This window comes from uncultured Frigoribacterium sp., assembly GCF_963515265.1.
Taxonomy (GTDB): domain Bacteria; phylum Actinomycetota; class Actinomycetes; order Actinomycetales; family Microbacteriaceae; genus Frigoribacterium.
In genome coordinates this window covers 1-13,414 of the sequence record NZ_CAUPYL010000018.1, presented here as the reverse complement: position 1 = coordinate 13,414, position 13,414 = coordinate 1, and the positions used below count along the sequence as shown (strand labels likewise).

Genomic DNA, 13,414 nt, shown 5'->3' with positions numbered 1-13,414 from the left:
TGATGGTCACCGTGTTCGTCATCGTGGCCGTCGTGCTCGTCGTCCTCGGGGGGCTGCTCGCGGCGGTCGACGCCGCGCTCGGCGTGCTGAGCCGGGGCGACCTGCTCGACGAAGCAGAGTCGTCGCCCCGCAGCAGCTCCTCGCTCACCGCGGTCGCCGCCGACGTCGGAGCCCACGTCAACGCGGTCAACTTCACGCGGGTGGTCGCCGAGACGTCCGCTGCGGTCCTGGTCTCTCTCTCGTTCGCGTTCACTGTCGAGCACTGGTGGCTCGCACTGCTGTTGTCGGCGTTGATCATGACCCTCGTGTCGTTCGTGCTCGTCGGCTCGAGCCCGCGCAGCGTGGGCCGGGCGCACGCCCGAGGCCTCGTCGTCGCGAGCGCGGGCCTCGTCCGGGGCCTCCGTGTCGTGCTCGGACCGCTCGCCGACGCCCTCGTCGCGATCGGCAACAGGGTCACGCCGGGCCGGCCCCGCAGTGCGTCGTTCTCGTCGGAGGAGCAACTCCTCAGCATGGTCGACGAGGCCACCGAGCTCGACGTCCTCGAAGAAGACGACCGTGAGCTGATCCACTCGATCTTCGAGTTCAGCGACACGGTGGTCCGCGAGGTCATGGTGCCCCGCACCGACATGGTCACCATCGAGTCGACGGCTTCCGTCCGCTCGGCGATGAGCCTCTTCCTGGGACGCGGTGTCTCGAGGGTGCCCGTGGTCGGCCGCGACAGCGACGACGTGGTCGGCGTCGTCTACCTCCGCGACCTCGCACGGCGCCTGCACGAGCACGCCGGCGCCGACGACGCCGCGGTGGCCGACCTCGCACGCCCCGCGGTCTTCGTGCCCGAGTCGAAGAAGGCCGACGACGCGCTGCGACAGATGCAGCTCGACAAGAACCACCTCGCGATGGTCGTCGACGAGTACGGCGGCATCGCCGGCCTCGTCACCCTCGAGGACCTCATCGAAGAGCTCGTCGGCGACATCAGCGACGAGTACGACCGCACCGTCGCCGAGCACCGTGAGATCTCTCCGGGGGTCTACCGCGTCAGTGCACGGCTGGCCGTCGACGAGCTCGGCGACCTCTTCGGCATCGAGCTGGACGACGACGACGTCGACTCCGTCGGCGGCCTCCTCACGAAGCAGCTCGGGCGCCTGCCCGAGAAGGGCTCGACCGTCACCGTCTCCGGTCTCGTCCTCACGGCCGACCGCACGGAGGGGCGACGTCGCGACCTGCAGACGGTCCTCGTCCAGCGCGACCCCGCCCTGGTCTCCGCCCAGGCGGCCTTCACCGACCCCGACTCGATCCCCTCCCCGAGAGAAGCACCATGACGACCACCGGCGACGACTCCGTCCTGCCTCCCGTGCCGACTGCAGGCCCCGACCACCGTGCGGGCTTCGTCTCGTTCGTGGGGCGGCCGAACGTCGGCAAGTCGACCCTGACGAACGCGCTCGTCGGCGAGAAGGTGGCCATCACCTCCTCGAAGCCCCAGACGACCCGGCGGGCCATCCGCGGGATCGTGCACCACCCCGCGGGTCAGCTCGTGCTCGTGGACACGCCCGGCATGCACCGGCCCCGTACCCTGCTCGGCGAGCGCCTCAACGACGTGGTGCAGACGACCCTGGGCGACGTCGACGTGATCGGGCTCTGCATCCCGGCCGACGAGAAGATCGGTCCGGGCGACAAGTTCATCAACGAGCAGCTCGACGCGTTCCCGCGCGCCAAGAAGGTCGCCATCGTCACGAAGACGGACACGACCTCGCGGCCGGCCGTGGCGGAGCAGCTGCTCGCGGTGAGCCGGCTGCGCGACTGGGAGGCGATCATCCCGCTCTCCGCCCTCGGCGACGTGCAGCTCGACGTCCTCGCCGACGAGCTCATCAAGCTCATGCCGCTGTCGCCCGCGCTCTACCCGGCGGACGCCGTCACCGAGGAGGTCCTCGAGGACAGGGTCTCCGAGTACATCCGGGAGGCGGCGCTCGAGGGCGTGCAGGACGAACTGCCGCACTCCCTCGCCGTCACCATCGACGACATGGTCCAGCGCGACGACAAGGACATCCTCGAGATCTACGCGAACCTCTTCGTCGAGCGCGACAGCCAGAAGGCCATCGTGATCGGCAAGGGCGGCGCGAGGCTGCGCGAGGTCGGCGCGAGGGCACGGGCGCAGATCGAGCCGCTCGTCGGCCACCAGGTGTTCCTGTCGATCCGGGTCAAGGTCGCGAAGGACTGGCAGCGCGACCCGAAGCTGCTCGGCCGCCTGGGCTTCTGACCCCAGGGGCGCGTCCGTCCCTCCACAGGATGATCCGTGTCGGCCGCTGGTCGTCGGGACGTCCGCGGCTGACCCGCAGGCGCCCTCCGCGCCCTACGCTCGTCGGATGAGCTTCCGCCGCCTCGCGCCCTACCAGGTCGTCGTCGACGTCTCGGCGGCCCTCCTGCTCGGGTTCGTCTCGCTGCTGTTCCTCGAGGGCGACCTCCCGGGCGGCCTGGTCGTGCTCGGAATGGTCGTCGCCGCGGCGATCCGGCGCCTGTCCCCGTCGCTGGCGTTGACGATCGCCTGGGCCGTCGCCCTCGGCGAGATGGTCTCGCTGTCGACGCCGGGCGTCAGCAACCTCGCCATCTGCGCCGTGCTGTACTCGGTCGCCGCCTACGGCAGCGAACGAGCCAAGTGGGCTGGTCTCGGGTCGGTGGCCCTCGGCGCGATCTCGGGCACCTTCTACGTCTCGTTCGTGCAGACGTCGCTGTTCGGCATCGACTACAACGTCTACGGCGTCACCGACGTGGTCCGCATCTTCCTGCAGCTCGGCATCACGTTCCTCGGCTTCCTCGGTCTCCTCGGGCTGCCGTGGGCAGCGGGTCTGCTGACCCGGGCGAGGTCGACCGCGCGGGTGAGCCGCGAGGCGCAGCTCACGGCCGAGCGCGAGACGGCACGGGCCGAGGGCGACGCCGCCCGGGCCGAGCGCGAGGCGGCGCGGGCCGAGCGCGACATCGCCGTCGAGCAGGAGCGCAACCGGATCGCCCGGGACATGCACGACGTCGTCGCCCACTCGCTCGCCGTCGTGATCGCCCAGGCCGACGGCGCCCGCTACGCCGCGAGGGTCGATCCCACGAGCGTCGACGAGGCGCTCCAGACCATCGCGGGGACCGCCCGCGAGGCTCTCGGGGACGTCCGTGTGCTGCTGGGGCAGCTGCGGCACAGCCAGGGCGAGGCACCGCAGCCCGCGCTGGGCGACCTCGACCGCCTCCTCGACCAGATGCGAGGCTCTGGTCTGCAGATCGACCACCGCGTGCACGGCGAGCCCCAGCAGCTCGGCACCAACCGACAGCTCGCCGTGTTCCGCATCGCCCAGGAGTCGCTGACCAACGCGCTCCGGCACGGGGCGCGGGACGCTCCGGTCGAGCTGCTGTTCGACTGGCGCTACGACGCCCTCCACCTGGTGGTGTCCAACGTCGTGCGGCCGGTCACCGAGCCCGTCGACACGCGGGCGACGGGCGAGGTGCGCCGCGGCGGCCACGGTCTCGACGGCATGCGCGAGCGCGCGACGCTGGCCGGCGGGTCGCTCACGACCCAGGACGCCGACGGCCGGTTCGTCGTCCACGCCATCGTGCCGACGCTGGCGCTCACCCAAGAAGTAGGGATGATCCGATGACCACCACGATCCGTGTCGCCCTGGTCGACGACCAGGCGCTCTTCCGGGCCGGCATCAAGATGCTCGTCGGCTCTCAGCCCGACCTCGAGTTCGTCGGCGAGGCCAGCGACGGCGAGGAGGGGGTGACGATGGTCGCCGAGGCGCGTCCGGACGTCGTCCTGATGGACATCCGGATGCCCGTGATGGACGGGATCGCCGCGACGAGCGCCGTCCTGGCCCAGGCCGAGGCGGCCGCCCGCCGCCCGCCGCGCATCATCGTGCTCACGACCTTCGACCTGGACGAGGCGGCGACCCGCGCGATCCGGGGAGGCGCGAGCGGCTTCGTCCTGAAGGACGCGGACCCCGAGTTCCTGCTCGCGGCGATCCGCACCGTCCACGCGGGCACCGCCGTGATCGCGGCCTCGGCCACGCGGGAGCTCTTCGAGCACTTCGACGGCCGCTCCTCCCGGGCGGCGTCGATCCCGCCCGCCTTCGGCACCCTGACCAGTCGCGAGCGGGACATCTTCGACCTCGCAGCCAGGGGGCTCAGCAACTCGGAGATCGCCGGGCGCGAGTTCCTCAGCGAGGCCACGGTAAAGACGCACATCAGCCGGGTGCTGTCGAAGCTGTCGCTGCGCGACCGCGTCCAGCTCGTCGTCTACGCGTACGAGCACGGGATCACCGAGTAGCGGCGGCCGACGGGGCTCGTCCGTCACGGACCGGGCTCGGGTGCTAGATTCGCCTCGTGCTGTTCGGTCTGCTCCTCCTTAGCTGCCGCGACGAGTCCTGACCCAGGCCTCCCTCGTCGCGGAGTTCGTCGTCGGCCGACACCATCCACGCGCTGAGGCCCCGTCGTCGGGGCAGAGAAGACCTGAGTCATGAAGAACGCACAGATCCCGTCGGGGATGCCGATCCACAAGTACCGCCCGTTCCACGAGCAGATCGCCGTCGACCTGCCCGACCGGACGTGGCCCTCGCGTCGCATCACCGAGGCCCCGCGCTGGTGCGCCGTCGACCTCCGCGACGGCAACCAGGCGCTCATCGACCCGATGAGCCCCGAGCGCAAGCGCATCATGTTCGACCTGCTCGTCGGCATGGGCTACAAGGAGATCGAGGTCGGCTTCCCCAGCGCCTCGCAGACCGACTTCGACTTCGTCCGCAGCCTGATCGAGACGGGTGCGATCCCGGACGACGTGACGATCCAGGTGCTGACCCAGGCGCGCGAGCACCTGATCGCCCGCACGTACGAGGCCATCGCCGGTGCCAAGCAGGCGATCGTGCACCTCTACAACTCGACGAGCGTCCTGCAGCGGGACGTCGTCTTCCGCACCGACCGGCAAGGGATCGTCGACATCGCCCTCGAGGGCGTCCGGCTCTGCCGTGCGGCCGAGGCGACCATCCCCGAGACGGCCGTGTTCTACGAGTACTCGCCCGAGAGCTACACCGGCACAGAGCTCGACTTCGCCCTCGACATCTGCAACCAGGTCATCGAGGCCTTCGACGCGACGCCCGAGCGCCCCGTCATCGTCAACCTGCCGGCCACCGTCGAGATGGCGACCCCGAACGTGTACGCCGACTCGATCGAGTGGATGCACCGCAACCTCGCCCGCCGAGACAGCGTCGTCCTGTCGCTCCACCCGCACAACGACCGCGGCACGGGCATCGCCGCCGCTGAGCTGGGCTACCTGGCCGGTGCCGACCGCATCGAGGGCTGCCTCTTCGGCAACGGCGAGCGCACCGGGAACGTCGACCTCGTCGCGCTCGGGATCAACCTCTTCACGCAGGGCATCGACCCCCAGATCGACTTCAGCGACCTCGACAAGGTGAAGCGCACCGCCGAGCACTGCAACCAGCTGCCGGTTCCGGAGCGCAGCCCGTGGGCGGGCGACCTGGTCTACACGGCCTTCAGCGGCTCCCACCAGGACGCCATCAAGAAGGGCTTCGAGGCGATGGCCGCCGAGGCCGAGGCGACGGGGACGAGCGTCGACGACCTCGTCTGGGCGGTGCCGTACCTGCCGGTCGACCCGAAGGACCTGGGCCGGAGCTACGAGGCTGTCATCCGGGTCAACTCGCAGTCGGGCAAGGGCGGCGTCGCCTACCTGCTCAAGGCCGACCACGCGATCGACCTGCCGCGCAAGCTGCAGATCGAGTTCAGCGGGGTCGTCCAGGCGCGCACCGACGCCGAGGGCGGCGAGATGTCGAGCGCTCACATCTGGACGATCTTCCAGGACGAGTACCTGCCCGCTCCGATCGACGACGACAAGTGGGGCCGGTTCGAGCTGACGCGCACGGGGACGTCCAGCGACATGGGCGGCGTGACGTCGCTCGACGTCGACCTGCGCGTGGGCGACACGGTCGAGTCGACCTCCGGTCGGGGCAAGGGCCCGATCGACGCCTTCATCCAGGTCCTCGCCGACCACGGGGTGCGCGTCGAGCTCTACGACTACGTCGAGCACACCCTCAGCGCGGGCGGCGACGCCCAGGCCGCGGCCTACGTCGAGCTCGACGTCGACGGGACGCGCCTCTGGGGCGTGGGCATCGACGCCGACATCTCGACGGCGTCGCTCAAGGCCATCGTCTCCGCGGTGAACCGCGCCGTCCGCAGGACGACGACGGTGCGCGAGCTCGCCACCGCCTAGCCGCAGCGCGACTGCGGCAGCGGCCGCGGCAGCGGGCCGCCGCTCGGCCCGGCTGCAGCAGGCCGCAGGCTCCCACGGCAGGCCGCAGGCTCCCACGGCAGGCCGCCGATCGTGTCGGCAACTCCGGAAGCGTGCGCGGACACGCGTGCGGATGACGCTGGCGCGCGTCAGCGCCGCCGCACCGGTCAGGAGTTGCCGACACGGGTCCCCACTGCCCGTCCGACCAGTCCCGCGGGTCCACGTAGCGCCGCCACGACCCGGTCCGGGCAGGCGTGCTCGACCTCCTGTCGGCAACTCCTGATGCACGACCGGCCGGGCCGGCGGTCGTCCTCGGCGCACGACAGCGCCGGCGCACCCGTCAGGAGTTGCCGACACGGAGCGCGCCGGTGCGGCGGCCAGCGCCGGCGCCGCAGCGCATGCCGGTCGGCGTCAGCGCGGTCGACGCCAGCGCGGCAGCCGGCTCAGGGCGCGCTGCTCGGGCAGGGTCCAGCCGAACCGCACGGCCAACAGCCGGATCACCAGGGTGACGGACGTCCCGATGATCGCGGAGAGCGCCACCGGCGCCCCGACCGAGACGAGCACGACGAGCACGACGGTCCCGGCGGCAGCGGCCACGGCGTAGAGCGACCCGACGTGCATCATCGCGATGGTCAGGTTCATCAACAGGTCTCGCAGCACCGAGCCCCCGACCGCGGAGATCACCCCCACGAACACGGCAGGGATCTCGGGCAGCCCGAGCGCCAGCGCCTTCGTCGAGCCGATCGCGCCGAACAGGCCGATGGTGAGGGCGTCCAGGGCGGTGATCAGCCCCGCGAGCCTGTGGAACAGGCGCTGCAGCGCCATCCCGACGAGGGCGGCGGCCACGGCCACGAGCAGGTACCAGTTGCTCGACATGGCGCGGGGCACCTGCCCGAGCAGCACGTCGCGCAGGATGCCGCCGCCGAGCCCGGTGGCGATGCCGATGATCGCGATCCCGAGCAGGTCGAGGCGTCTGTCCTTGAACTCGGAGGCGAACATGGCGCCCTGCAGGCTGCCGACCCCGACGGCGAGGAGGTCGGCCCACAGGGGGATGGCGAAGGCCGTGGCGTGCATCCTGCACTTGTACCACGCGTGGGATCATGGCCGAGTGCCTGTGTACCGAGATGAATGCGTGGTGCTGCGCACCCACAAGCTGGGTGAGGCGGACCGCATCCTCACCATGCTCAGCCGCCAGCACGGCAAGATCCGGGCCGTGGCCAAGGGGGTCCGACGCACCGGGTCGAAGTTCGGCTCGCGTCTCGAGCCGATGATGGTGGCGGACGTGCAGCTCTACGAGGGCCGATCGCTCGACGTGGTGACCCAGGCCGAGTCGCTGGGCTCCTACGGTGCCCTGATCGCCGCCGACTACGCGAGCTACACGGCCGGGAGCGTCATGGTCGAGACGGCCGACAAGCTGACCGACGCCGAGGCCGGCCTGCAGCAGTACCTCCTCCTCGTCGGCGCCCTGCGGTCGCTGAGCCGGCGGGAGCACGCCCCCCAGCTGACCCTCGACTCCTACCTGCTCCGCGCGCTCAGCATCGCCGGCTGGTCGCCGAGCTTCGGCGACTGCGCCGTGTCGGGCGCGCCGGGTCCGCACTCGGCGTTCGTGGTGCAGCTCGGGGGAGTCGTGGCCGACGAGCACGCTCCTCCGGGGGCTCCGCGACTCGCGCCTCCTGCGCTCGGGCTGCTCTCGGCGCTGCTGACCGGCGACTGGGAGGCGGCCGACGCGACCCCGGACGCGACCCGCAACCAGGCGAGCGGCGTCGTCGCCGCGTACACGCAGTGGCACCTCGAGCGCGGCCTTCGCTCGCTCCAGCACATCGACCGAGAGCCCGGCCGGGCACTGCCCGCCGCCGCCAGGGAAGGCACCCCGTGAAGAAGACCCACCGCGACGCCGTCGACTGGCGCCCCGTCGACTGGACGGGCCTGTACCCGCCCGAGCTGCCCCGGGGCGCCGTCCCCGAGCACGTCGCGATCGTCATGGACGGCAACGGGCGATGGGCGAACGCGCGGGGCCTGTCCCGTGTCGAGGGCCACAAGCAGGGCGAGGCCTCGCTGCTCGACGTCGTCGCGGGCGCCATCCAGCTCGGCGTGAAGCACCTCAGCGTCTACGCCTTCTCGACCGAGAACTGGAAGCGCTCGCCCGACGAGGTGAAGTTCCTCATGGGCTTCAACCGCGACGTCCTGCACCGGAGGCGCGACCAGCTGAACGCGTGGGGCGTGCGCGTCCGCTGGGCGGGCCGCAAGCCGCGCCTGTGGGGCTCCGTGATCAAGGAGCTGCAGTACGCCGAGGAGCTCACGCGCGACAACGACGTGCTGACCCTCACGATGTGCGTCAACTACGGCGGCCGCACCGAGATCGCCGACGCCGTGCGCGCCATCGCCGAGGACGTGGCGGCGGGTCGCGTCAAGCCGTCGGGTGTCAGCGAGAAGCTCATCCAGCGGCACCTGTACGCGCCCGAGCTGCCCGACGTCGACCTCTTCGTCCGCAGCTCGGGCGAGCAGCGGACGAGCAACTTCCTGCTGTGGCAGTCGGCCTACGCGGAGATGGTGTTCCTCGACCGGCTCTGGCCCGACTTCACGAGGACCGACCTCTGGGAGGCGGTGGTCACGTACGCCAGGCGCTCTCGTCGCTTCGGCGGGGCCGTCGATGCGCCGACGCCGGCCGAGGCCGGTGGTACGGGAACGGGTCCGAGCACCGGCGGCACCAGCGCCTAGAACTGGATGTTCGCGCCGAGGAAGATCCGCTCGGCGGGCCAGAGGAACTGCAGGGTGAGGGGCCCGTCGGCGGGCCGGTGGAACCAGGCGTTGGCGAACACGGCCGACTCGCCCGGCAGCAGGTACCAGGTCGCCGCGTCCGCCGGGAAGGCCGACTCGAGCGACGTCGAGTAGCCGGCGTCCGTCAGCAGGTCCTGGCCGGCGAACACGTCCTGCTGGGCGAGGTCGTTGCCGTAGGCGGAGTAGTCGGCGCTCAGGTCGGTGAGGTCGAGACGGCGCTGGGAGTTGTTGGCCAGCACGTAGGCGGTGGCCTCGACGGTGGTTCCGGCGGGGTAGGGATCGCTGCCGTCGGGTCGCGCGTAGATGGAGGGCGCCGTGGTCGTCAGAGTGCCGACGCTGTAGACGTAGATCGTCAGGTCCTTGTAGTTGACCTGGTTGAGGAGCGTGCCGCCCGGTGCCAGCTCGTCGGGCGAGGCGCCGCTCGTCCCTCCGCCGGAGCCCGGCGCGCCCGTGACCTGGGGCTGGGGCGCCTGGGTGGCCGTGCCGCCCAGGCCCGAGCCGTCGTCGACACCGCCCTGGCCGACCGGCTGCAGGGTCGTGAGGTCGGGGAAGCAGGCGGTGAGGCCCACCAGCACGACGGCGGCGAGGCCGACGGCGGTCAGTCGTCTCTTCACGGAGCGGGCACCCTTCGTCTCGTCCGGTCAGCCTAGCTCGGGCCTGCGACGGCGCCCTGCGGCCCGACCGCCTCGAGGCCGTGCCGGTCCGGCAGCACCGCGGCCACTGCCTCCGTGAGGACGCGGATGCTGGGCACCCGCCGGGCCCCGCGGCGGTGCGCGACCGCGATCACCCGTGAAACGGACGGAGGCAGGGTGACGACCCGCACCTCCTCGGGGACCGCCGCCGACTGCAGCGACAGGCCCGGCAGCAGCGCGATCCCGAGGCCCGCCGCGACGAGGCCGAGCACGGCGAGCGCGTTGTCGGTCTCGAGGACGATGTCGGGCACGAAGTCGGCGGCGGCGCAGGTGGTGAGGAGGTGGCCGCGGCAGCGAGGGCAGCCGCCGATCCAGCGCTCGGCGTGCAGCGCCCCGAAGTCGTCGCCCTCCCCGAACGGGTGCGCGCGGGGCAGGACGAGCACGGTCCGGTCGACGAACAACGCGGCCTCGAGGAGCGAATCGGGCAGGATCTCGCGATCGGTCGCGGCCCGACCCGCGTGGCGGAACACGACCGCGGCGTCCACGGCCCCGTCGCGCAGCAGCGTCAGCGCCTCGGGCGGCTCCGCTTCGACGTAGTCGACCTGCAGTCCCGGGTGGCTGGTGCGCAGCCCTGACAGGACATCGGGCACGAGCGTCGAGGAGGCGCTCGGGAAGCCCGCGAGCCGCACCCGTCCCGAGGTCGCGCCGCCGAGGTGGTCGAGCTCCTGGCGCGCCGCGTCGAGGGCGGCCTGCACGTGGACGGCGTGCTCGGCCAGGCGCCGCCCGGCCTCGGTCAGCTCGACCCCGCGGCCCGCCCGCAGCAGGAGCGGGTGCCCCACCCGGGCCTCGGCCCGCCGCAGGTGCTGGCTGATCGCCGGCTGGCTGTAGCCCAGCTCGGCGGCGGCTGCGGTCACCGTGCCGGTGTCGGCGACGGCGCGCACGATGCGGAGGGTCAGCAGATCGAGGTCGTCGGTCATGCTCGAACCATAACGCCACGTTATGTGTGGCGTTGTCGTCCTGGTCTTGTCGTCGTGCGGCGCACGGCCCAGTCTGGGTCGATGCCCGACACGACCAGCATCCTCACCGTCCCGGAGGCGGCCTCGCGCTTCGCGAGCGGCACCGGTTACCTCGCCGCGTGCACCATGGGGCTGCCCCTGGACGAGACGCTCGCGGCCCAGCGCGACGACCTCGACCGCTGGTCCGCCGGCTCGCGCTCGCCCGTCGCCTACGGGGACGTCGTCGAGCAGGCCAGGGCCTCGTACGCGCGGCTGGTGGGCGTGCCCGTCACGAGCGTCGCCGTGGGCTCGCAGACCTCGGCCATGGTCTCCGTGGTCGCCGCGGCCGCGCCCGACGGCGCCGAGGTCGTCTGCGTCGACGGCGACTTCAGCTCGGTCGTCTACCCGTTCCTGCAGCAGGCGCACCGAGGCGTGACGGTGCGCAGCGTCCCGGTCGGCGAGCTCGCGGAGGAGGTCGGGCCCCGGACGTGGTGCGTGGCCTGGTCGGCCGTCCAGTCGGCCACCGGCGTCGTGGCCGACGACGCACGCATCCGCGCCGCGGCCGCCGCCCACGGCGTCCTCACCCTCTGCGACGTGACGCAGGCGGCCGGCGTGCTCCCGGTCGACGCCTCCACGTGGGACGTCTCGGTCGGGCACGCCTACAAGTGGCTCTGCTGCCCCCGGGGCGCGGCCTTCATGACCCTGTCCGAGCGTGCCCTGGCGGACCTGCGGCCCGTGCAGGCCGGCTGGTACGCGGGCGACTCGGTCTGGTCGTCCTGCTACGGGCCCGCGATGCACCTCGCCCACGACGCCCGGGCCTTCGACGTCTCGCCGGCCTGGCCGGCCTGGCCGGGCGCCGCGGCGGCCCTCGAGACGCTCGCCCGCCTCGACCCCGCCGAGACCTGGGCGCACGCCAGCGGACTCGGCGACGAGCTCTGCCGACGACTCGACCTGCCCGAGCAGCACCAGGCGATCGTCACGTGGACGGACGTCGACGGGCGGGCCGCGGACGCGATGGGGGAGGCGGGCCTCACGGTCTCCGCCCGGGCCGGTCGCGTGCGGGTCGCCTTCCACCTCTGGAACACGGCCGAGGACGTGGAGGCGGTCGTCGCCTCCCTGGGACGCTGACCCGGCTGGTCGAGGCGTCGAGCGTCGGGGCGTCGAGTCGTCCGGGCGTCGGGACTCGTCCGGGCGCCCGGCCGGAGCAGGCCGAGCCGCCCGCGCGGCTAGAGTTGCCGGGTACCTCGACCGCCGGGCCCCGAGCCCGGACCGATCCTCTGGAGCACACCCCGTGGCAGCACCCAACCGTCTCGATTCCGTCATCGCCCTGGCCAAGCGCCGCGGGTTCGTCTTCCAGTCGGGCGAGATCTACGGCGGGTCCCGGTCGGCCTGGGACTACGGGCCCCTCGGCGTCGCGCTCAAGGAGAACATCAAGCGCCAGTGGTGGCAGACCATGGTGCAGGGCCGCGACGACGTCGTCGGGCTCGACTCCGCCGTCATCCTGCCGCGCCAGGTGTGGGAGGCCTCCGGGCACGTCGAGGTCTTCAGCGACCCCCTGGTCGAGTCGCTGCACACCCACAAGCGCTATCGGGCCGACCACCTCCTCGAGGCGTACGAGGCCAAGCACGGCCACCCGCCCGAGAACGGCCTCGCCGACGTGCGCGACCCCGAGACCGGGCAGCCCGGGTCGTGGACCGAGCCGCAGAACTTCTCCGGCCTGCTCAAGACGTTCCTCGGGCCGGTCGACAACGAGCAGGGCATGGCGTACCTCCGGCCCGAGACGGCCCAGGGCATCTTCACCAACTTCGACAACATCCTGCAGTCGTCGCGGATCAAGCCGCCGTTCGGCATCGGCCAGATCGGCAAGAGCTTCCGCAACGAGATCACCCCCGGCAACTTCATCTTCCGCACGCGCGAGTTCGAGCAGATGGAGATGGAGTTCTTCGTCGAGCCCGGCAGCGACGAAGAGTGGCACCAGTACTGGATCGACGCCCGCTTCCAGTGGTACGTCGACCTCGGCATCGACCCCGAGAACCTCCGCCTCTACGAGCACGCCCCCGAGAAGCTCTCGCACTACTCGAAGCGCACCGTCGACATCGAGTACCGCTTCCGGTTCGCCGGCGGTGAGTTCGGTGAGCTCGAGGGCGTCGCGAACCGCACCGACTACGACCTCAGGACGCACGCCGCCGCCTCCGGCAAGGACCTGTCGTACTTCGACCAGGCCAAGAACGAGCGCTGGACGCCGTACGTCATCGAGCCCGCAGCCGGCCTCACCCGGTCGCTCATGGCCTTCCTCGTCGACGCGTACACCGAGGACGAGGCGCCCAACGCGAAGGGCGGCGTCGACAAGCGCACCGTCCTGAAGCTCGACCGTCGCCTGGCGCCGATCAAGGTCGCCGTCCTGCCCCTGAGCCGCAACGAGCAGCTGTCGCCGATGGCGCGCGGCCTCGCCGCGGACCTCCGCAAGTACTGGAACATCGACTTCGACGACGCCGGGGCGATCGGCCGTCGCTACCGTCGCCAGGACGAGATCGGCACGCCGTTCTGCGTCACGGTCGACTTCGACTCGCTCGAGGACGACGCGGTGACGGTCCGCGAGCGCGACACGATGGAGCAGCAGCGCATGCCCCTGTCGGCGCTGCGCGGGTACCTCGCGGAGCAGCTGCTCGGCGCCTAGCGCCCGTCCGGCCCGCCGGCCCGTTCGGCCTGCCGGCCCGTCCGGCCTGCCGGCCCGTCCGGCC

Annotated in this window: 12 protein-coding genes; 9 read left to right on the top strand and 3 right to left on the bottom strand. The window is 71.9% G+C overall.

The window, feature by feature from the left end; genetic code table 11:
• The first annotated feature begins 2 nt into the window (after positions 1–2).
• The 5 genes from RWM17_RS03620 (at position 3) to leuA (ending at position 6,250) form a co-directional block, all read left to right on the top strand.
• Positions 3–1,319: a hemolysin family protein gene (locus RWM17_RS03620; protein ID WP_314101468.1), complete on the top strand. Its 1,317-nt coding sequence runs from the start codon at positions 3–5 to the stop codon at positions 1,317–1,319.
• Complete coding sequence (era, locus tag RWM17_RS03615) at positions 1,316–2,254, top strand: GTPase Era (RefSeq protein ID WP_314101442.1); 939 nt, start codon at positions 1,316–1,318, stop codon at positions 2,252–2,254. Before RWM17_RS03620 ends, era begins: the two co-directional genes overlap by 4 nt.
• Positions 2,255–2,360: 106 nt before the next feature.
• A complete protein-coding gene (locus RWM17_RS03610) occupies positions 2,361–3,632 on the top strand; it encodes a histidine kinase (protein ID WP_314101439.1) in 1,272 nt (423 codons plus the stop codon).
• A complete protein-coding gene (locus RWM17_RS03605; protein WP_314101437.1) occupies positions 3,629–4,300 on the top strand; it encodes a response regulator transcription factor in 672 nt (223 codons plus the stop codon). Before RWM17_RS03610 ends, RWM17_RS03605 begins: the two co-directional genes overlap by 4 nt.
• 189 nt (positions 4,301–4,489) lie before the next feature.
• Positions 4,490–6,250: a 2-isopropylmalate synthase gene (leuA, locus tag RWM17_RS03600; protein ID WP_123546144.1), complete on the top strand. Its 1,761-nt coding sequence runs from the start codon at positions 4,490–4,492 to the stop codon at positions 6,248–6,250.
• A 429-nt stretch (positions 6,251–6,679) separates the two neighbouring features.
• Here leuA and RWM17_RS03595 read toward each other — a convergent pair whose 3' ends face one another.
• Positions 6,680–7,342: a TRIC cation channel family protein gene (locus tag RWM17_RS03595; protein WP_314101434.1), complete on the bottom strand. Its 663-nt coding sequence runs from the start codon at positions 7,340–7,342 to the stop codon at positions 6,680–6,682.
• Positions 7,343–7,376: 34 nt separating this feature from the next.
• Here RWM17_RS03595 and recO point away from each other — a divergent pair, with 34 nt between their 5' ends.
• Positions 7,377–8,144: a DNA repair protein RecO gene (gene recO / locus RWM17_RS03590; protein WP_192041824.1), complete on the top strand. Its 768-nt coding sequence runs from the start codon at positions 7,377–7,379 to the stop codon at positions 8,142–8,144.
• Entirely contained in the window at positions 8,141–8,986 is an 846-nt protein-coding gene (locus RWM17_RS03585) for an isoprenyl transferase (RefSeq protein ID WP_314101432.1), read from the top strand. Before recO ends, RWM17_RS03585 begins: the two co-directional genes overlap by 4 nt.
• Here the strand turns inward: RWM17_RS03585 and RWM17_RS03580 are convergent.
• Positions 8,983–9,660, bottom strand: coding sequence for a hypothetical protein (locus RWM17_RS03580; RefSeq protein WP_314101430.1), 678 nt, complete (start codon positions 9,658–9,660; stop codon positions 8,983–8,985). The genes RWM17_RS03585 and RWM17_RS03580 overlap by 4 nt on opposite strands.
• A gap of 32 nt (positions 9,661–9,692) precedes the next feature.
• Positions 9,693–10,655, bottom strand: a complete 963-nt coding sequence (locus tag RWM17_RS03575; protein WP_314101427.1) for a LysR family transcriptional regulator — start codon at positions 10,653–10,655, stop codon at positions 9,693–9,695.
• Between the two features lie 81 nt (positions 10,656–10,736).
• On the opposite strand from RWM17_RS03575, the gene RWM17_RS03570 reads away from it, so the two are divergent.
• Positions 10,737–11,801, top strand: coding sequence for an aminotransferase class V-fold PLP-dependent enzyme (locus tag RWM17_RS03570; protein WP_314101424.1), 1,065 nt, complete (start codon positions 10,737–10,739; stop codon positions 11,799–11,801).
• 163 nt (positions 11,802–11,964) lie between these two features.
• Positions 11,965–13,350 (top strand): glycine--tRNA ligase, encoded by a 1,386-nt coding sequence (locus RWM17_RS03565; RefSeq protein ID WP_192041819.1) that lies wholly within the window; start codon positions 11,965–11,967, stop codon positions 13,348–13,350.
• Positions 13,351–13,414: the final 64 nt, after the last annotated feature.

Excerpts from the sequence above, each read along its gene's own strand:
- RWM17_RS03595 (WP_314101434.1), bottom strand. The coding sequence starts at position 7,342 with ATGCACGCCACGGCCTTCGCCATCCCCCTGTGGGCCGACCTCCTCGCC.
- leuA (WP_123546144.1), top strand. The coding sequence starts at position 4,490 with ATGAAGAACGCACAGATCCCGTCGGGGATGCCGATCCACAAGTACCGC.
- RWM17_RS03605 (WP_314101437.1), top strand. The coding sequence starts at position 3,629 with ATGACCACCACGATCCGTGTCGCCCTGGTCGACGACCAGGCGCTCTTC.
- RWM17_RS03570 (WP_314101424.1), top strand. The coding sequence starts at position 10,737 with ATGCCCGACACGACCAGCATCCTCACCGTCCCGGAGGCGGCCTCGCGC.
- RWM17_RS03610 (WP_314101439.1), top strand. The coding sequence starts at position 2,361 with ATGAGCTTCCGCCGCCTCGCGCCCTACCAGGTCGTCGTCGACGTCTCG.
- RWM17_RS03620 (WP_314101468.1), top strand. The coding sequence starts at position 3 with ATGGTCACCGTGTTCGTCATCGTGGCCGTCGTGCTCGTCGTCCTCGGG.
- RWM17_RS03575 (WP_314101427.1), bottom strand. The coding sequence starts at position 10,655 with ATGACCGACGACCTCGATCTGCTGACCCTCCGCATCGTGCGCGCCGTC.
- era (WP_314101442.1), top strand. The coding sequence starts at position 1,316 with ATGACGACCACCGGCGACGACTCCGTCCTGCCTCCCGTGCCGACTGCA.